This is a genomic window from Amycolatopsis sp. NPDC088138 (assembly GCF_044741685.1).
Lineage (GTDB): Bacteria > Actinomycetota > Actinomycetes > Mycobacteriales > Pseudonocardiaceae > Amycolatopsis.
Window position 1 is genome coordinate 485,368 of the sequence record NZ_JBIUTB010000003.1, and the last position, 17,462, is coordinate 502,829.

A 17,462-nucleotide genomic window follows, 5' to 3' on the forward strand; every position below is an offset into this window, starting at 1 on the left:
ACCCCTGGTGAGCTTGCTCACCAGGGGTCTTTTCGGTGTGTTACGGAGTCTCGCTGGCGCCCTGCGCGGCACCGCCCGCGGTCTCGCTGCGGGGTGAGGTGCCCGGGTCGTTGCCGCTCGCGGCCGTCGACGTCGGGGTGGTCGGCGGCGGAGGCGTGGGCGTGTCGGTGGTCGGCGGAGGGGGCGTCGGGGTCGGCGTCCCGGTGCCCGGGAGGCTGGTCGTGCCGCTGCCGCTGCCCGGGATGGACGTCGCCGAACCGGCCGGCGGCACCTGCGTCGCCGAGCCGCCGGGCGGCACCTGCGTCGACGTGGTCTGGGTCGGGCCCTGCACCGGCGCGTCCGGGTCCTGGAGCTGCGCGGCGAGCTGCCGGTGCTGCTCCATCAGCTGGTCGCGGTTGTCCTCGTCGCTGACCTGGGACAACGCGGTCTGGGCATCCTGGAGGGCCTGACGGGCGGTGGCGAGGTCGCCCCCGGCGAGGGCGAGGTTCGCCTTCTCGAGGTCGAGCTTCGCGTTCGCGGCCGCTTCGACCGAGTGGGTGTGATCGGAGTACAGGACCTTCGCGAGGCCCCAAAGAGTGTCGCCGGGTTCCGCGGAGCGCGCGGCCAGCCCGGTCCCGGTGAAGGCGATCGCCAGCACAGCGGCGGCGACGGCGACCGGGACGAGCAGCCTGCGGCGGCGTCCGCCCGAGGCGTGCCGCTGCGCGAGAGCGGCGGTGTTGACGGTGCGCACAGCTGTGTCGACGTCGACGAGTTCGGCCAGGGGCTCACTGTCGATGTCTCTTCGCCACGCCACCAGCAACGCGTTGAGCTCCTGGTCGCCGAGGCCGTCGGCCAAGGCCGGATCGGACCCGCCGAGCGCGTCGAGCAGCGCGTCGTCCGCCTGCACGGCCGTCAAGTCGGCGGCGAACTCCGCCTCCGAGCCCGACAGGCCATCGCCCCAGACGTCTTCCGGCTCGAAACCCTTCTCGTGACCGGTCACTCAGATCACCTCCTCCGCGGCCAGGACCTTTCTCAGCCGCGCGAGCGCGCGGTGCTGGGCGACGCGGACGGCGCCGGGGGTCGACCCCACGGCGTCCGCGGTCTCCTCCGCCGACAGACCGACGACCACGCGCAACACCACGATCTCCCGCTGCTTGTCCGGCAGCACCTGCAACAACTGGGACATCCGCTCGTTCAGCTCACCCTGCAGCGCCCGCTGCTCGGGACCGACGCCACCCTCGACCTCGTCGGGGATCTCGGCGACCGGTTCGGCGCGGTTGCGAGCCGCCGCGCGGTGCGCGTCGGCCACCTTGTGCTGGGCGATCCCGTAGACGAAGGCCAGGAAAGGGCGCCCTTGATCACGGTACGAAGGCAATGCCGTTAGCACCGCGAGACACACCTCCTGCGCAACGTCGTCCGCCGAAGCGAACGATCGCTCCTGCCTGCCAACCCGAGCGCGGCAATACCGCACTACCAGTGGACGGATAGCAGCCAGCAGCCGCTCCACTGCCTGGGGATCTCCCTCGACAGCAGCGGCGACCGGTTCATCCAGTCCATCCCCCACATTGGCCATCGCAGACAACAGTCCCAGTGTTACGTGTAGGCGTGCAAAGAGTGCGGCCCGCGGTTGCCCTCAGCCGCGCACCGGTGACCGCTACCGTACCTTCGGCCGGCCTCGGAGCGGCACGCGCGGTACTCCCGGGCGCGCCGCGCCTCCCGGCGCCGCGAAAATACGGATTAGCCTCTGAAACCCGCGGTCGATGTCGTCGAATCAACGAGCGACGCGCGTCACAGGTACGAGTTCCCGTCCAGCGGACGGGTCCGGGGCGGAAGACCGCCCCGGGGGCTGCCCCGAAGGGCGCCGGAGTGTGATGGGGACCACACAAGTGCGGGCCAGGGCGGTGCGCCCTGGCCCGTCGTCACCTGTATTCCGGCCGTGTCAGGATCGAGGAGAGTGCCGTGGAACCGGTCAGCTGACCAGGCCGCGACGGAAGCCGTGAGCCACGGCCTGCGCGCGGTCGCGCACGCCGAGCTTGCGGAACAGCCGCCGGGCGTGGGTCTTGACCGTGTCCTCGGACAGGTACAGCTCGCGGCCGATCTGGCCGTTGCTCTTGCCCTGGCTCATCCCACGGAGCACCTGAAGCTCGCGCTCGGTCAGCTGGACGCCCGGGTCGGACGGCTGACGGGGCGCGGGCACCGAGGTACTCGCGAGGGTGTGGGCCAGTGCGGCGACCAGCTCCGGCCGGGACGCGTCCCAGCGGAGGTAGCCACGGGCACCACCGGCGATCGCGGCGGCGATGCTGCCGGCGTCGTCGGGGGCGCCGAACACGATGACGTTCGCCTGGGGGTTCGCGGAGACGAGCCGTCGAGTGGCTTCGACACCTGTCGGGACCGCGCGTTGCGTCCCGACCAGCACGACGTCGACGGGCTGACGGGAGTACCGGGCCAGCAGCTCGTCACCGTGCGCTACGCAGTCGATGCGACTGACCCCAGGGACCGCGGACATCACTCGGGTGAGCCCTTCACGGACACTGCGTCGGTCGTCGCAGATCAAGACCGTCGTCACGGGGTTTCCTTCCTGCAGCCGGGTGACATTCCACTTCCCCTATCGGACGCTTTAGCCCGAACCTTGACACGATCCGGTGGCTTTTTTTGAAACTTCTTAGCCCGGATGCCGGAACACCCCATTCCGACGGCTCAACCACCCGGGGCGGGGACCCATGGTGAATCCTCCGCGATCCTCCTCCCGCAAGGATCTGCGCTTCGTAACACTGCGTGCAACACCTCGGCGACTCTGAATCGATACTCCTCGGCGTGTCCTGGGCGCAGGTCGGCCGCGACGAGGGCGGCCGGCCACAAAAGTGAAAAGAGTTCGCATTCTTCGGCCGTCGCCATTGCCTTTCCGACAAGGTCGTCCGAAATCTTCCGGTGATCGGGGGCCGCCGCCGCTCGCAAGGCCACAGCCAGCACGATCCCGGATTTGACCGCGTGCCGCCGCGCACCGCGCGCGACGGCCGTTTCGAATGCGCGCTCGGCGGGCGCCACGGCGGCGGCACCCCGACCGGCGGCGAGCTCGATCTCCGCACCCACCCAGCCGCCCCGGACGGTCGCGCGCCACCCGGCGTGCTGGTCGGCGGCCCGTTCGGCCAGCCGCCGGGCCGCGGAGAGGCGGCCGAGGGCCAGGTTGTCGGCGGCCAGGCCCAGCAGCGCGTCGGCCCGGGCCCCGGCGGCGTCCAGGCCGTCCGGGTCGGGCTCCGCGGTCAGGCCGGCGGCTCGCGCGAAGGCCTCACCGTCGAGCGCGCGGGCGTTCGCGTGGCCGCCGAGCTGCCGCCGGTGCGCGGCGAGGGTGCTGGCGGCGAGGGAGCTTTGGAGGGGGTCCTTTGCCGTGCGGAGCGGACCGAGGAGGGTCGCGGCGGCCGCGTACCGGCCCTGGGCGCCGAGGACGATCGCCGCGAGCAGGCGCTCCGTCGGCGTCCGGGCGCCGCGGAGGACGGCCGGATCGGGCAGCGGCTCACCCCCGAAGGCGGCGGCCCGCAGGACGGGTTCGTGCACCCGTCCTTTCTAGCGGGTCCCACCGACAAGAACGTGATCGAAGCGGGCTTGGGGACGCTGGAGTTGGGTCGTGAGGGGCACCCTCAGGGCTCCTGGGTCCCTGAGGGTGCCCCTCACGGCGTTGCTGGCGCTCCCGGCTGCCTATCGGCATTCCCCGCGCGGGCGGGCGCGCCCCCGCCCTTCCCTGGGGGGCGTCCCCGCTCCAGCGTATCGGCGAGGTGGGTCAAAACCGGCGGATCGCGGTTCGCGGGGCCGGTGTTGTCCACATCGGGCGCGGCCTGTGGACAACACCGAAGGTTCGCTCAGTTACGGGCGCCGACCAGGCACGTCGTGAAGGTGCCCCTCACGACATTCCTCGCGCCCCCGACCGCCCCTCGACGGTCACCCGAACGAACGCCCACCGGACAGGCCGTAAGGGGCACCCTCAGAGCCTCTAAGTCCCTGAAGGTGCCCCTCACGACATTCCCAGCGGACCGTCCAAGACTCGAGGCGGGCGCGCTCCGACCAGGACGTGCTCGATGCGGTCCGCGGCGCCCGGGAGGTCCGGGAGCAGCTCGACCTTCTCCGGCAGCGCGGCCGGGTCCCAGCCCGGGCCGCAGGCGAACAGCCTGCTGCGCTGGCGGCCGCGGGAGACCCGGGCGAACAGGCGGGTGTCCGCGACCCCGCGCCGGTGGGCCCACAGGACGATCGCCGCGGGGGCGCTGCGGCGCACCGCGACCGCCAGGACGTCGGCGGGCAGCGGCACCCCGAACAGCTGGGCGCCGATCCGGCGGCCGGCGAGCGACGCCGCGAGCGCGTACATCGGCATCGTGTCGCGTTCGTCCGGGGCGGCGCCGAGCAGCACCGGGCGGGTGTTGCGCGGCACGTCCAGCACCGGCGTGGCGCGCACGAGGGCCGCGAACACGCACTCGGTGAGCAGGTACTCGACCTCCGCGCCCGCGCTGGCCCCGCGCCAGCGGGCACCGAGCGCCGACAGCACCGGCTCGACGACGCCCGTCCAGGCTGGCAGCACCCCGAGCTCGGTGATGGTGTCGGCGAGCATGTGCTGCACGGCGTGGACGTCCATGGCGAGCGCGGCCGTGCTCAGCCGCCGGGCGAGCCGGGAGCGGACCTCGTGGCCGTCGTCGGCCGGGTCGGGCCCGGGCGGCTCCCCCGGCTCCTCCGGCTGGGCCGGCCCGGAGCGCGGGATCTGCTCGAGGGCGTACCGCGCGGCCTCCGCCGTCGAAGCGCCGCTGAGGAGCGCTCGCTGCATCAGTTCCAGCCGGCCGATGTCGGAGGTGCCGTAGCGGCGGTGGCGGCCGTCTGTGTGGCGGCTGGGGCCCAGTCCGTAGCGCCTGTCCCACGTTCGGAGGGTGGACGGCGCGACCCCGAGCCGGCGGGCGACCGAGGCCACCGGCAGGGTGGGTTCTTCGGTACCCGACCCAGCTCCCACGAGCCTCAATATCCAGGCACTCACCCAGGTCGGCAACCGGAGGCAAAACCCCCGCTCACACATCCGGGGGATGCCTAACGGCTGACATCGCCCCGAATCGCTTGAACAACTATTGGCGCGCTTCTAACGTTACCGCCGTTGCACCGAATGGAGTATTGGCACCACAGCAGAGCAGCTAGCGGCATCGACCGAATGACGGAGGCGGGTCACGATGGCAGACACGCGCAGGCTCCCGGGCCCCAACGCCGACATGTGGGACTGGCAGCTGGAGGGGTCGTGCCGGGGGATGGACAGTGCGTCCTTCTTTCACCCGGACGGCGAGCGCGGCCCGGCGCGGGCACGGCGGGAGGCCAGGGCGAAAGCGGTCTGCCTGAGCTGCCCCGTCCTCGAGATGTGCCGCAGCCACGCGCTGGCGGTGCACGAGCCCTACGGCATCTGGGGCGGACTCTCGGAGTCCGAGCGGGAGCACCTCATCAAGGCGGACAAGCGCACCCTCACCATGTCGGGCGGCTGAGGGTCCACGAACAACGGAGGGCGGCACCGGGTGGGGTGCCGCCCTCCGTGCTTCCCGGGTGTTCCAGGTCCGGGACGGGAACGGGGCGGCACCCCTTGCGGGATGCCGCCCCGTTCTCGTTTCCGGACGGTGCCGAGCGTCAGTGCGAGTGGCCGTGGCCGCCCGCGGCCGGCTCTTCGTCGGCCGGCTTCTCGACGATCGAGCTCTCCGTGGTCAGCACCAGGCGCGCGATCGAAGCGGCGTTCGCCACCGCGGACCGGGTCACCTTGACCGGGTCGACGATGCCGGCGGCCAGCAGGTCGGTCAGCTCGCCGGTGGCGGCGTTGAAACCGTGCCCCCAGCTCTGCTCCCGCACCTTGTTGACGATGACAGCGCCCTCGTGGCCCGCGTTGGTCGCGATCCAGAACAGCGGGGCGGACAGCGCGTCACGCACGATGCGGACGCCGGTCGCCTCGTCGCCCTCGAGGCCGAGGCCGCCTTCGAGCTCCTTGACCGCGTGCACCAGCGCCGAACCGCCGCCGGGCAGGATGCCCTCTTCGACGGCCGCCTTGGTCGCCGCCACGGCGTCCTCGATGCGGTGCTTGCGCTCGTTGAGCTCGGTCTCGGTCGCCGCGCCGACGCGGATCACCGCGACGCCGCCGCCGAGCTTCGCGAGCCGCTCCTGCAGCTTCTCGCGGTCCCAGTCGGAGTCGGTGGTTTCGATCTCCTTGCGGATCTGCGCGATCCGGCCCTGGATGACGTCCTTGCTGCCGCCGCCGTCGACGATCGTGGTGTCGTCCTTGGTGACGACGATCCGGCGGGCCTTGCCCAGCGAACCGAGGTCGGTCTCGGACAGCTTCTGGCCGATCTCCGCGGAGATGACCTCGCCGCCCGTGACGAACGCGAGGTCGTCCAGGAACGCCTTGCGGCGGTCACCGAAGAACGGCGCCTTGACGGCGACGGCGGTGATCGTCTTGCGCAGCGAGTTCACCACGAGGGTGGACAGCGCCTCGCCGTCGACGTCCTCGGCGACGATCAGCAGCGGCTTCTTGGCCTCGACGACCTTCTCGAGCACCGGCAGCAGCTCGGCCAGCGACGAGACCTTCTCGCGGACGAGCAGGATGTAGGCGTCCTCGAGGATCGCCTTCTGCTCCTCCGGGTTGGTCGCGAAGTGCGCCGAGAGGAAGCCCTTGTCGAACTGGACGCCCTCGGTGATCACCAGCTCGGTCGCCAGGGTCGACGACTCCTCGATGGTGATGACGCCGTCTTCGCCGACCTTCTCGACGGCTTCGCCGAGCAGGGCGCCGATGTTGGCGTCGCGCGAGGTCACGGTGCCGACCTGGGCGATGCTCTCGCGGCCCTTGACCGGGGTGGCCTTGCTCTTGAGGACCTCGATGACCTTCGCCGCGGCGGCTTCGATGCCACGGCCGATCGAGGTCGGGTTCGCGCCGGCCGCGACGTTGCGCAGGCCGACCTTCACCAGCGACTGCGCGAGCACGGTCGCGGTCGTGGTGCCGTCACCGGCGACGTCGTTGGTCTTGGTGGCGACGCTCTTGGCGAGCTGGGCGCCGAGGTTCTCGAACGGGTCGTCGAGCTCGATCTCCCGGGCGACGGTCACGCCGTCGAGGGTGATGGTCGGGCCGCCGAACTTCTTGTCGAGCACGACGTGACGACCGCGCGGGCCGAGGGTGACCTTGACCGCGTCGGCGAGCTTGTTCACCCCGCGCTCCAGCGCGCGACGAGCGTCCTCGTCGAAACTGATCTGCTTGGGCATAGCGTGTTCCGCTTACCTTTCGTTGAACGCAAGAACGCCCCGCTCCCCGGCGTTGTGCGGGGCCCGGGGCGTCATGCGCTGCGAGCGGACGTCAGTTGATGACGGCCAGCACGTCGCGGGCGGACAGGATGAGGTAGTCCTCACCGTTGTACTTGACCTCGGTGCCGCCGTACTTCGAGTAGATGACGACGTCGCCGACGGAAACGTCGAGCGGGACGCGGTTGCCCTTGTCGTCGATCCGGCCCGGGCCCACGGCCAGAACCTTGCCCTCCTGGGGCTTCTCCTTGGCGGTGTCGGGGATGACGAGGCCGGAAGCGGTCGTCTCCTCGGCCTCACTCGTCTGGACAACGATCTTGTCCTCGAGCGGCTTGATGTTCACGCTCACCGGGTTGACCTCCACGGTCGTCGAAAGCGTTGGCAGGATGTGGTTACGGCTCTACCACCCCCGCCGTCGCGGGTGCCGGGGCTGTCGGGCCGTGCGATTAGCACTCTAGCCACGGGAGTGCCAGTCTCGCAAGGAGGGTGGTCGTAGGCCCGTGTCACGTTGGCGGAGGTGCCCTGACCGGCCGGTTTGCCGGCTCGCACGTAACGCTCGCCCACGACGTGGCGTCTTCGACAGGTGACCGGGTCGGGCGGCCCGGCACGGCCATCCTCTCGGAGGCGACGATGACGGACCCGAACGCAGCCACGGGAGCGGCACGACAGCCGGACCGCGAGCCGGTCACCGACGGTACGCGCAACCAGGGTGACAAAGACATCAGCCCGCCGCCGACCAAAGAAGGCCCGGGCCTGGACGACTGACCCGGGATGATCCCGCAGACGCTGGGTGCTCTGGTGGGGTTCCTGGCGCTGGCCGCTCCTGGCGTCACCTTCGAACTGAGTCGTGAGCGCAGACGAGCCCGGCGGACCGAATCGGCCTTCAGGGAGGCCGCGCGCGTCGCGCTCGCGAGCTTCGGCTTCAGCGCGGTCTCCTGCACCATCCTCGGCGTCCTGTGGCTGGCCGCACCAGGAACCGCGGTGGACTTGCCGGCGTGGGTGGTGCGCGGCGGCTCGTACTTCGGGACGAACCTGCCGAGAATCCTCGGCAACAGCCTGTTCGAAGTTGTGGTCGCGTGCGCGCTCGCCCTCCTGGCAGCACTGCTCACGGCACGCTGGCGCCGCGAGACGGCTTCGGTGTCCCACGCGACGGCCTGGGAAGACGCGCTGCGCAACGAAAGGCCGGACGACGGCAAGGTCTGGCTTCACGTCCAGCTCAAGAGCGGTCGTGCCTTTCTCGGCTACCTCGGCTGGTACACCGTCGGCGAGAAGCCCGCGGACCGCGAAGTGCTCCTCGAAGGTCTGACCCTCAAACAGGGCATGTTCGACGATCAGGGCAAAGTACTCGCGGAGAAGCGGATCGGCACCCAGTGGGAGAAGGTGCTGATCGCGGCTACGGAAATCTCCTATATCCGCGTCGCCTACACGGACGCGGCAGGGAACCCCGCGCAGTCCCATCGACGAGAGCACGAGCGGACATCGACGGAAGAACCACCCCCTCGGCAGGGCCCGACCGCGACGCGAGCGGCGAACTGAAGACCGGCTCTTACCCCCGGCGTGAGTTTCTGGTTAGGTTCTCACCGTCTGGCACCTGAACCCTGGGGGTTTATGCCCATGTCGTCTCGTTCGCTCTCCAGAACGGCGGCGCTGGCCGCTGCCGTTGCCCTGCTCGGCGGGCTCGCCATCGCGCCCGCCCATGCTGCGACCACCGATCAGCGGCAGCGGGACTTCACCGCCGCCGCGGAAGAGTTCGGGGTTCCGCTCGACGTCCTGCTCGGCGTCTCCTACCTCGAGTCCCGGTGGGACTTCAACGGCGGGACGCCCAGCACGGCCGCCGGGTACGGGCCCATGCACCTCACCGACCTGCGGGAAGCCGGGGTTGCCGGCACTCATCACGACGTCGGCAGCGAAGACCCTCGTGGGGACGACGCGCGGCCCGCGTTGCATCCGCAGGCCGGGCCTGATGTGCCGCCGCAAGCCGGGCTGCAGACCGTCGACGAGGCCGCGCAGCTGCTCAAGACCGACGCCAAGACCCTGCGGACCGACACCACGCAGAACATCCGGGGTGGCGCCGCGCTGCTCGCGAAGTACCACCTCGGCAAGACCGACTGGTACGACGCCGTCGCGCGGTACGGCGGGGCCGACCAAGCCGCTGGGCAGACCTTCGCCGACGAGGTCTTCGCGACCATCAAGAGCGGGGTGAGCCGGACGACCGACGACGGCCAGCAGGTCACCCTCGCCGCCACGCCCGGCGTCACCGTGCCGCAGCACGCCGAGGTGGCGAACCCGGCGAACGTCGAGTGCCCGCGGACCGTCACCTGCGAGTCCGTGCCGGCGCCCTACCAGGAGCTGCCGGGCAACGACTACGGCAACCACGACCTCGCCAACCGGCCGGCGAGCCAGAAGATCGACCACATCGTCATCCACGACACCGAGGGCTACTGGGACAGCGTCCTCAAGCTCGCCCAGGACCCGACGTACGTGAGCTGGAACTACACCGTCCGCTCGGCCGACGGCCTGATCGCGCAGCACGTGCCGACCAAGGACGTCGCCTGGCACGCGGGCAACTGGTACATCAACGCCAAGTCGATCGGCGTCGAGCACGAGGGCTTCGCCGCGAAGGGCACCTGGTACACCGAGGCGATGTACCGCTCGAGCGCGAAGCTCGTCGGTTACCTCGCGCGCAAGTACGACATCCCGCTCGACCGCGCGCACATCATCGGTCACGACAACGTGCCCGGCACGATCCCCTCGACGATCGCCGGCATGCACTGGGACCCGGGCCCCTACTGGGACTGGTCGCACTACTTCGACCTGCTGGGCGCGCCGCTCGGCGGGTTCGGGCTGCCCGGCTCGTCGCTCGTCACGATCGACCCGGACTTCGCGAAGAACCAGCCCGCCTTCACCGGCTGCGACTCCGCCGGAACGCCTTGCACGCCAAGGGGTTCCGAGGCCGTGGTGCTGCACTCGCAGCCCAGTGAGTCCTCGCCGCTGCTCGTCGACGTCGGCCTGCACCCGGCCGGCGGACCGTCCACCATGGACGTCGCCGACGTCGGCAGCCGGGTCGCCACCGGGCAGCAGTACGCCGTCGCCGGCACCAGCGGCGACTGGACGGCGATCTGGTACCTCGGGCAGAAGGGCTGGTTCCACAACCCGCGCAAGGCGAGCGTCGCGAAGCCCGCGATCGGGCTCGTGGTGACGCCGAAGCCCGGCCTCGCCACGATTCCGGTGTACGGCCGCGCGTACCCCGAGCCCGAGGCCTACCCGGCTAACCTCACGCCGCAGGCCATCACGCCGCTGCCGTACACGCTGGCGGCCGGGCAGAAGTACTCGTCGGCCGGGGTGGTCGGGTCGGAGTACTACTCGGCGACGACGTTCGACGTCGCCGACCACGTGGTGGTGAAGGGCAAGCTCAAGTACGTCCAGATCCAGTTCGGGCACCGGATCGCCTTCGTCAAGGCGGACGACGTCCGGTTCCTGCCCGCGTTCTAGCCGGGTCGGCGGAGGTCGCGCTCAAGCGTCGAGCGCGACCTTCGCCCCCGCGGTCTGCTCGGTGTTGCGGCGGGTCTTCGCCCAGCCGTTGCGGCCGCGGATCAGGCGGAACAACGCACGCCACGACGTCACGTAGAACGTGTAGATGTACGCCGCGTACGCGAAGCCCAGGCCGATGCCGCGCAGGATATTCCTGCTGTGCAGGCACTTCAGCTGGTAGATCGGGCCCCAGACGAGGAACGGCAGCAGGCCGAACGAGCCGTAGATGGCGAAGAGGATCCAGGCGCCACCGGTGAACCACGTCCACATCTGCACCGGGTCGCCCGCGGTGCTGAAGACCAGCAGCAGGAACGGGATCGGGTACAGCAGCGACCCGAGCAGCTGCAGCCACGGCTGCGCGAGGTAGTACATCATCTCCGCCGCGCCGAGCGTGCTGACGTGCGGCGAGTCCCAGATCCGCCGCAGGTACCGCGCGCACTGCATGGTGCCCTGACCCCAGCGCGTGCGCTGCACCAGGAACCGCCGCAGGCTGTACAGGCCTTCCTGCGCCACATGGGAATCCGGCGTGAACCCGGTGCGCCAGCCCTCGGTGAGCAGGTGGACGCCGAGCTCGAAGTCCTCCAGCAGCGAACCGCGCCACGGCTGCTCGTCGGGGCCGGCGATCGAGTCGAGCGCGGTGAGCCGGGTGAACTGGCCGTTGCCGCCCATGGAGATCGTGCCGGTGAAGCCGCGTGACGTCTGGATCGCCGCGATCGCCGTCCGGAACTCCAGGTCCTGCAGCTGTGCGAGCTTCAGGCCGAACCAGCGGCCGGCCGGGTTGCTCGTCGGCGGCGGGGTCTCGACGTTGCTCATCCAGACGTCGAGCTGCACCGCGCCGATCCCCGCGTCGCCGAAGAGGTGGTCGGCCGCGCAGACCTCCAGGCAGTTCGGCGCCGGGCGGCCGTCGGCGTCGACCACCACGACCACGACGTCGTCGCGGGCCGCGTCCGGCCCCATCCAGTTGTTCAGGGCCCGGTAGGCCGCGTTGAGCGCGTCACCCTTGCCGGTGCGGGCGTCGGGGCGGACGCGCGGCACGAGGTGCAGGTACGGGTCGTAACCGCCGCGGCGCCGCCACAGCGTCCGGACGACGCGGGCGGTGCGGTCCTCGGAGTCGTCGTCGACGACCCAGACGTGCGCGTGCCGGAAGGTCGTGCGCAGGTAGCGGATCGTGTCGCCGATGACGGCCTGCTCGTCACGGCACGGCACGAAGAAGTGCCAGGTGAAGTCGGCCGGGTTGCCGACCGGGCCGGGCTTGCGGCGCAGGTACGGCACCACGATCAGCACGACGTAGACCAGGAACGCGACGCTCATGGTCAGCGCGAACGCCTGGGTGATCGCCAGGAGGACCTTGACGCTCATGCCGCCACCTTCGGCTTGCGCGTCGCGAGCCAGACGAACAGCACGAGCGAGACGGCGCCGCCGAACACGCTCACCATCGAGCCGAGCAGGGTGTGGCCCCAGTAGTACCCCTCGTCCTGGCCGAGCCAGTGGACCAGCCCGACGATCGTGAGAATGCGCAGCTGGTTCACCAGCACGACGACGACCGCGGAAATGCCGAGGGAAAAGAAGAGCCGCTTCGCATTCGCGGGGCGGAAGTACAGCATCGCCATCGTGACAACGAGCAGTGGCAGCAAAAGGAACGCCGACGAACATTCCGGCGTCATTCTCAACCCGAACGGAGTAGCGCCGCTCAACCCAAAGTAAACAGACTCTCGATCGGGCGCTACATAAACACCCGATGTAGTGATGACGTCGAGGATTGCGCCCGCGAGCCGCACTTCCAGTTCGCGGTAGAACCGCTCGGCCAGCACCAGCACCGCCCCCGCGGCCGCCAGCGCACTCAGCACCACGACCAGCGGAAACTTCGCCATCCCTGCGTTCGGAGCGCTCGCTACGGCCACGACTTTCCTCTCGATGACGATTTCTCGTTCAAGCTGCGGACCCCGGGCGAGCGTAAGTCACGACCACCCCGCGGTTCCACTCAGAGGTGGGGTTTAGGCGGCCATTCGGCAGTTCCGGCCGCGAACTTGCTAGGCCGTCCGGGTGATGCCGGATTCGACCTGGGGGAATGTCCGGGAGTACTACCCGATCCGGTGATTCGCCAAATTTTGTGTGCTATTCGCGGCGGTCTTGGCGATAGTCGATTCGCGTGCCGAATCGAGGCAAGCCGGATGCATCCGCGCCCGCAGAAACGTGAAACCCAACCCCCGAGAAACTCAGCGAATTCGGAGGATCAGTTGATGAAGAGCTCCCTCGTGCGACGCGGCGGACTGCTCGCCGCGGTCGTGGCGAGCGTCGTGCTCGCCGGCGCCGCCCCCGCTTCGGCGGCCCCCGGCGACGGTTCGGCCTACGGCGTCAAGGTCAACGTGACGCTGCTCGGCCAGCCCGCCGTGAACGTGGGCCCGCTCGCGGCCGCCAGCACCGCCGGCCCGACCACGAGCACCCTGGCCAGCGCGAACGCGGCCGGGATCCTGACCGCCGGCGTGATCACCGCCGAGGCCGAGCGCGACGACGACTCCGGCGCGGTGACGGCGAAGGCGACCACCGCCGACGTCGGCCTGCCGCTGCTCAAGGCCGCCCTCGGCAACGTCGGCGTCAAGACCGTCGAAGCCGTGTGCACCGCCACCCAGGAAGGCGTCAAGGGCAGCAGCACGCTGGCCGACGCGAAGCTCGGCAGCATCGGCGCGGTCGACGCCAACCCGGCACCGAACACCCAGATCAAGGTGGCCATCGGCCTGGTCAACGTGGCGACGATCATCCTCAACGAGCAGATCCAGAACAAGGACGGCAGCCTCACGGTCAACGCCCTCCACGTGAAGCTGCTCGGCGGGGTCGTCGGCGCACTCGGCTCGGGTGACGTCGTCGTGTCGTCGGCGACCTGCGGCCCGGCCGCGCCGCCGATGCCGCTGGCGTCCGGCGCCGGCCTGTGGGTCGGGCTCGGCCTGCTCGGCGCGATCGCGCTGCCGGTCGGCACGCGCATCTTCCGCAACCGCCGCACGGCCTGAGTGAGGCCCGGATGTACAAGATGCCGGGCGCGGGCGTCGGCGTGGCCGGTGGCGGGGTGGGCACCCTCGCCGCCACCGGCGCCGACATCGGGTGGTGGCTGGCCATCGGCGTGCTGCTGGTCCTGCTCGGGACCGTCGCGCTGATCGCCGTCCACCGCCGCAACCGCCGTCTCTCCCAGGCGCGGGAGCACTGAGGCCGGGGCCGTCGGCGTGCGCCCCTCGCACGCCGGCGGCTCTTGACAGAGATTTTCGTGGAGACTGGACGATGTGGAAAAGGGGCACCGCGGGGTGGATGTGATGTTGCTGGCCGGGACCCGCCCGGAAGCGCTCAAGCTCGCGCCGCTGGCACTGGCCATGGACGCCCACCCGGCGCTCCGGCCGATCCTGGTGCACAGCGGCCAGCACGCGGGCATGGTCGAGCAGGCGCTGCTGCCGTTCGGCCTGGTCGTCGACGAGTGGCTGGACGTCCCGCCGCGCGTCACCGGCGGCCAGGCGGAGCTCGTGGCCGGCCTGCTCCCGGCCCTGGACGAAGCGCTGCGCCGGTACGCCCCGGCCGCGCTGGTCGTCCAGGGCGACACGACGACAACGCTGGCGGGCGCGCTCGCCGCGTTCTGGCTGGGCATCCCGGTGGTGCACCTGGAAGCCGGGCTGCGCACGCACGACCTCACGGCGCCGTTCCCCGAGGAGGGCGCGCGGCAGATGGTGTCCCGGCTGGCCGCGCTGCACCTGGCACCGACCCTCGGCGCGGCGGCGGAGCTGCGCGCGGAAGGTGTGGCCCGGCAACGGATCGCCGTCACGGGCAACACGGTCGTCGACGCGGTGCTGGAGATCGCGGCCCGCGACCTCCCGGCGCGCGACACGGCGCTGGCGTTGCTGGAGATGGAGATCGCCGAGGCGGGCGAGCGGCTGGTGCTGGTGACGTCGCACCGCCGCGAGTCCTGGGGCGAGCCGCTCGAGCGGACGCTGGCCGCGGTGCAGCTGATCGTCGCCGAGCACCCGGACGTCCAGGTGCTGTTCCCGGCGCACCCGAACCCGCAGGTCAGGGACCAGGTGGAGGCCGCACTGGGCGGCCTGCCGCGGGTGACGGTGACGGACCCGCTGGAGTACCCGGACCTGGTCCGCGCGCTGCGGCTGGCGGACCTGGTGCTGACGGACTCGGGCGGCATCCAGGAGGAGGCGCCGACGTTCGGCACCCCGGTGCTGGTCCTGCGCGACGTCACCGAGCGCGCCGAGGTCGTCGAGGCCGGCTGCGCCTGGCTGGTCGGCACGGACACGGCCCGCATCGCCGACACCGCGGCCCGCCTGCTGCGCGGCGAGCTGCGGACGGCCCAGGTGGGAAACCCCTACGGCGAAGGCAATGCGGCCGTCTTGGCGGTCGCGGCGATCGAGGAACTGCTGGGAGTCGGGACGCCGGCGCACCGGCACGCCGCGGCTTCCTAGAGCGAGATGACGCTGACCGGGAGGGCCGGGTTCGCGCTGAAGTCCAGTGGTGCCGTCGGGCGCTTGGCCGCCACCACATGAGCGCCCAGCGCGGCGATCATCGCGCCGTTGTCCGTGCACAGCCGCGGGCGCGGCACGCGCAGCTCGATGCCCGCCGCCGCGCAGCGTTCCGCCGCCAGGGACGACAGCCGGGAGTTCGCCGCCACGCCGCCGGAGATGACGATCGTGCCGATCCCCTGCTCCTTCGCCGCGCGGATCGCCTTCGCCGTCAACACGTCCGCGACAGCCTCCTGGAACGACGCCGCGACGTCGTCCACCGGGATTTCCTCACCCCGCCGCGAAGCGCCTTCGACCCAGCGCGCCACCGACGTCTTCAAGCCGGAGAAGGAGAAGTCGAACTTCGCGTCACGCGGGCCGGTCATGCCGCGCGGGAAGGCGATCGCCGACGGGTTGCCGTTCTTCGCGGCCTTGTCGATCGGCGGGCCGCCCGGATACGGCAGGCCGAGCACCCGCGCGACCTTGTCGTACGCCTCGCCCGCCGCGTCGTCCACAGTGGACCCGAGTTCGGTGATCGAAGAGGCGATGTCGTCGACGCGCAGCAGCTGCGTGTGCCCGCCGGAGACCAGCAGCGCCAGGCACGGCGCGGGCAACGGGCCGTGCTGCAGTGTGTCCACCGCGATGTGCCCGGCCAGGTGGTTGACGCCGTAGAGCGGCACGTCCAGCGCCGTCGCGTACGCCTTCGCCGCCGAGACGCCGACCAGCAGCGCACCCGCCAGACCCGGTCCCGCCGTCACGGCGATGGCGTCCACATCGGACAGTGCGAGCCCGGCTTTCTCGAAGGCTCGCTCGGTCGTCGGCACCATCGCTTCGAGGTGCGCGCGGCTGGCGACCTCGGGCACGACACCGCCGAAACGCGCGTGCTGCTCGACACTCGAGGCGACCTCGTCGGCCAGCAGCTCGACCGCGCCGTCGTCGTGCAGGCGAACCAGGCCGACGCCCGTCTCGTCGCACGAGCTCTCGATGCCCATGATGATGCGCGACATCAGCCCGCCACCTCGTCTCGCGTCCGCGCCGGGCGGACCATCGTGTACGCGTCGGCGCCGGAGGGCTGGTAGTAGCGCTTCCGGATGCCGAGCCGTTCGAAGCCGTGCGTCTCGTACAAGCCGAGCGCGGTCGTGTTGTCCGTGCGGACCTCGAGGAACACCGGCGCCTCGAACTCGTCGGCGCGGTTCAGCAGGGCCCGCAGCAGCGCCTTGCCGATCCCCTGGCCCTGGTACTCGGGCGCGACGCCGATGGTGTGCACGGTCGCCTCGTACTCGCCGCGGCGCCGCCCGACGACGGCCAGCCCGCCGTAGCCGAGCACCTCGTCGCCGTCGTCCGGCCGGGCGGCCAGGTAGAAGTGGCCGATGTCCAGCTCGGAGTGGAACGCGCGGGCGTTCCACGGGTCGTCACCGGGGAAGAGGATCTTCTCGATCTCGACGCAGCGGGTGATGTCCTTGCGGCGCAGGGGATCGAGTCTCACGGCGTGGTCACCCGTTTCGGCGCCGCGGGCTCAGCGGCGTCGGGGCGCCGCAGGTACAACGGCGTCAGCGGAGCGGGCGTTTCCTTCGCGAGCAAGGCGCTACGAGCTGCCTTCACCAGCCCGGCGGGCGACGGGAAGCGCGGCTCGATCGGCTGGACGTCGAGCACCTCGCCGTACAGGATCGCGCCGTCGCCGGCCGCCGCCTTGACGTCGGTCTCGAGGTCGGCGGGGCGCTGGACGCCGGGGCCGTCCGTGCGGGCACCGGAACTGTCGTAGGCCGCCCAGTAGACCTCGCGCCGGCGAGCGTCGGTGAGCACGAGGAACGGCTTCGCACCCGGGACGACGTCGGCGGCGATCGCGTCGAGGCTGCAGACCGGGTACACCGGGAGGCCGAGCGCGTGGCCGAAGGCGGCCGCGGTGGCCATGCCGGCGCGCAGGCCGGTGAACGGCCCGGGGCCGACGCCGACGACGATCGCGTCGAGATCCTTGAGGGTGACGCCGGCGGCTTCGGCCGAGGCCAGCGCGTGCGGCGTGATCAGCTCGCCGTGGGCGCGCGGGTCGACCGTTACGCGGTCGCCGCGCGTCTCGACCCGGTCGCCGTCCAGTGCGACGACGCCCGCGGTGACCGCCGGGGTCGAGGTATCGATCGCCAGTACCAACACGGTGTCCCAGCCTACGACCAGGCCGGGAGGGCTGTG

19 protein-coding genes are annotated in these 17,462 nt (G+C 71.1%); 7 read left to right on the forward strand and 12 right to left on the reverse strand.

Features of this window, described 5'->3' with window-relative positions; translation table 11 throughout:
* Nucleotides 1-40 precede the first annotated feature (40 nt).
* From ACIOD2_RS17250 to ACIOD2_RS17270, 5 genes are all read right to left on the reverse strand, one after another.
* Nucleotides 41-979 (reverse strand): anti-sigma-D factor RsdA, encoded by a 939-nt coding sequence (locus tag ACIOD2_RS17250; protein WP_400538898.1) that lies wholly within the window; start codon nucleotides 977-979, stop codon nucleotides 41-43.
* A complete protein-coding gene (locus tag ACIOD2_RS17255; RefSeq protein ID WP_026468912.1) occupies nucleotides 980-1,552 on the reverse strand; it encodes a sigma-70 family RNA polymerase sigma factor in 573 nt (190 codons plus the stop codon).
* 396 nt (nucleotides 1,553-1,948) lie between these two features.
* Entirely contained in the window at nucleotides 1,949-2,545 is a 597-nt protein-coding gene (locus tag ACIOD2_RS17260; RefSeq protein WP_003073605.1) for a response regulator transcription factor, read from the reverse strand.
* 131 nt (nucleotides 2,546-2,676) lie between these two features.
* Nucleotides 2,677-3,531 carry a hypothetical protein gene (locus tag ACIOD2_RS17265; RefSeq protein WP_400538902.1) on the reverse strand — a complete coding sequence of 285 codons (855 nt, stop codon included), beginning with the start codon at nucleotides 3,529-3,531 and terminating at the stop codon, nucleotides 2,677-2,679.
* A 454-nt stretch (nucleotides 3,532-3,985) separates the two neighbouring features.
* A complete protein-coding gene (locus ACIOD2_RS17270; protein ID WP_400540379.1) occupies nucleotides 3,986-4,924 on the reverse strand; it encodes a MerR family transcriptional regulator in 939 nt (312 codons plus the stop codon).
* A gap of 250 nt (nucleotides 4,925-5,174) precedes the next feature.
* Between ACIOD2_RS17270 and ACIOD2_RS17275 the strand changes: the two genes are divergently transcribed.
* Nucleotides 5,175-5,477, forward strand: coding sequence for a WhiB family transcriptional regulator (locus ACIOD2_RS17275; protein ID WP_323329581.1), 303 nt, complete (start codon nucleotides 5,175-5,177; stop codon nucleotides 5,475-5,477).
* A gap of 139 nt (nucleotides 5,478-5,616) precedes the next feature.
* On the opposite strand, the gene groL is transcribed toward ACIOD2_RS17275, so the two are convergent.
* Nucleotides 5,617-7,230, reverse strand: a complete 1,614-nt coding sequence (gene groL, locus ACIOD2_RS17280; protein ID WP_400538904.1) for a chaperonin GroEL — start codon at nucleotides 7,228-7,230, stop codon at nucleotides 5,617-5,619.
* Between the two features lie 91 nt (nucleotides 7,231-7,321).
* On the reverse strand, nucleotides 7,322-7,615 hold the full coding sequence (gene groES, locus ACIOD2_RS17285; protein WP_007031106.1) for a co-chaperone GroES: 294 nt from the start codon (nucleotides 7,613-7,615) through the stop codon (nucleotides 7,322-7,324).
* A gap of 281 nt (nucleotides 7,616-7,896) precedes the next feature.
* Here groES and ACIOD2_RS17290 point away from each other — a divergent pair, with 281 nt between their 5' ends.
* The 3 genes from ACIOD2_RS17290 to ACIOD2_RS17300 all read left to right on the forward strand — a co-directional run bounded on the left by ACIOD2_RS17290 (nucleotide 7,897) and on the right by ACIOD2_RS17300 (nucleotide 10,758).
* Nucleotides 7,897-8,031, forward strand: a complete 135-nt coding sequence (locus ACIOD2_RS17290) for a hypothetical protein (RefSeq protein WP_400538907.1) — start codon at nucleotides 7,897-7,899, stop codon at nucleotides 8,029-8,031.
* 6 nt (nucleotides 8,032-8,037) lie between these two features.
* The gene (locus tag ACIOD2_RS17295; protein ID WP_400538909.1) at nucleotides 8,038-8,802 is read left to right on the forward strand and encodes a DUF6338 family protein; all 765 of its coding nucleotides are present in this window, start codon (nucleotides 8,038-8,040) and stop codon (nucleotides 8,800-8,802) included.
* 72 nt (nucleotides 8,803-8,874) lie between these two features.
* Nucleotides 8,875-10,758: an N-acetylmuramoyl-L-alanine amidase gene (locus ACIOD2_RS17300; protein ID WP_400538911.1), complete on the forward strand. Its 1,884-nt coding sequence runs from the start codon at nucleotides 8,875-8,877 to the stop codon at nucleotides 10,756-10,758.
* A gap of 21 nt (nucleotides 10,759-10,779) precedes the next feature.
* Here ACIOD2_RS17300 and ACIOD2_RS17305 read toward each other — a convergent pair whose 3' ends face one another.
* Both ACIOD2_RS17305 and xrtP read right to left on the reverse strand, forming a co-directional pair.
* A complete protein-coding gene (locus ACIOD2_RS17305) occupies nucleotides 10,780-12,156 on the reverse strand; it encodes a glycosyltransferase (RefSeq protein WP_400538913.1) in 1,377 nt (458 codons plus the stop codon).
* The gene (gene xrtP / locus ACIOD2_RS17310) at nucleotides 12,153-12,698 is read right to left on the reverse strand and encodes an exosortase P (RefSeq protein ID WP_400538915.1); all 546 of its coding nucleotides are present in this window, start codon (nucleotides 12,696-12,698) and stop codon (nucleotides 12,153-12,155) included. The genes ACIOD2_RS17305 and xrtP overlap by 4 nt, the downstream gene beginning before the upstream one ends.
* A gap of 339 nt (nucleotides 12,699-13,037) precedes the next feature.
* Here xrtP and ACIOD2_RS17315 point away from each other — a divergent pair, with 339 nt between their 5' ends.
* From ACIOD2_RS17315 to wecB, 3 genes are all read left to right on the forward strand, one after another.
* Entirely contained in the window at nucleotides 13,038-13,802 is a 765-nt protein-coding gene (locus ACIOD2_RS17315) for a choice-of-anchor P family protein (RefSeq protein ID WP_400538917.1), read from the forward strand.
* 11 nt (nucleotides 13,803-13,813) lie between these two features.
* Nucleotides 13,814-13,996: an LPXTG cell wall anchor domain-containing protein gene (locus ACIOD2_RS17320; protein ID WP_326946054.1), complete on the forward strand. Its 183-nt coding sequence runs from the start codon at nucleotides 13,814-13,816 to the stop codon at nucleotides 13,994-13,996.
* Nucleotides 13,997-14,090: 94 nt separating this feature from the next.
* Entirely contained in the window at nucleotides 14,091-15,242 is a 1,152-nt protein-coding gene (wecB, locus tag ACIOD2_RS17325) for a non-hydrolyzing UDP-N-acetylglucosamine 2-epimerase (RefSeq protein ID WP_400538919.1), read from the forward strand.
* Here the strand turns inward: wecB and tsaD are convergent.
* From tsaD to tsaB, 3 genes are read right to left on the reverse strand one after another with little or no spacing between them, the layout of a single operon-like run.
* On the reverse strand, nucleotides 15,239-16,285 hold the full coding sequence (tsaD, locus tag ACIOD2_RS17330) for a tRNA (adenosine(37)-N6)-threonylcarbamoyltransferase complex transferase subunit TsaD (protein ID WP_400538921.1): 1,047 nt from the start codon (nucleotides 16,283-16,285) through the stop codon (nucleotides 15,239-15,241). The two genes, wecB and tsaD, sit on opposite strands and share 4 nt — an antisense overlap.
* On the reverse strand, nucleotides 16,285-16,764 hold the full coding sequence (rimI, locus tag ACIOD2_RS17335; RefSeq protein ID WP_400538923.1) for a ribosomal protein S18-alanine N-acetyltransferase: 480 nt from the start codon (nucleotides 16,762-16,764) through the stop codon (nucleotides 16,285-16,287). The genes tsaD and rimI overlap by 1 nt, the downstream gene beginning before the upstream one ends.
* Nucleotides 16,761-17,426, reverse strand: coding sequence for a tRNA (adenosine(37)-N6)-threonylcarbamoyltransferase complex dimerization subunit type 1 TsaB (gene tsaB / locus ACIOD2_RS17340; protein WP_400538925.1), 666 nt, complete (start codon nucleotides 17,424-17,426; stop codon nucleotides 16,761-16,763). Before tsaB ends, rimI begins: the two co-directional genes overlap by 4 nt.
* Nucleotides 17,427-17,462: the final 36 nt, after the last annotated feature.

Coding starts and splice junctions, on each gene's coding strand:
- ACIOD2_RS17255 (WP_026468912.1), bottom strand. CDS start 1,552: ATGGCCAATGTGGGGGATGGACTGGATGAACCGGTCGCCGCTGCTGTC.
- ACIOD2_RS17275 (WP_323329581.1), top strand. CDS start 5,175: ATGGCAGACACGCGCAGGCTCCCGGGCCCCAACGCCGACATGTGGGAC.
- groL (WP_400538904.1), bottom strand. CDS start 7,230: ATGCCCAAGCAGATCAGTTTCGACGAGGACGCTCGTCGCGCGCTGGAG.
- ACIOD2_RS17290 (WP_400538907.1), top strand. CDS start 7,897: ATGACGGACCCGAACGCAGCCACGGGAGCGGCACGACAGCCGGACCGC.
- ACIOD2_RS17295 (WP_400538909.1), top strand. CDS start 8,038: ATGATCCCGCAGACGCTGGGTGCTCTGGTGGGGTTCCTGGCGCTGGCC.
- ACIOD2_RS17300 (WP_400538911.1), top strand. CDS start 8,875: ATGCCCATGTCGTCTCGTTCGCTCTCCAGAACGGCGGCGCTGGCCGCT.
- ACIOD2_RS17305 (WP_400538913.1), bottom strand. CDS start 12,156: ATGAGCGTCAAGGTCCTCCTGGCGATCACCCAGGCGTTCGCGCTGACC.
- ACIOD2_RS17315 (WP_400538917.1), top strand. CDS start 13,038: ATGAAGAGCTCCCTCGTGCGACGCGGCGGACTGCTCGCCGCGGTCGTG.
- ACIOD2_RS17320 (WP_326946054.1), top strand. CDS start 13,814: ATGTACAAGATGCCGGGCGCGGGCGTCGGCGTGGCCGGTGGCGGGGTG.
- tsaD (WP_400538921.1), bottom strand. CDS start 16,285: ATGTCGCGCATCATCATGGGCATCGAGAGCTCGTGCGACGAGACGGGC.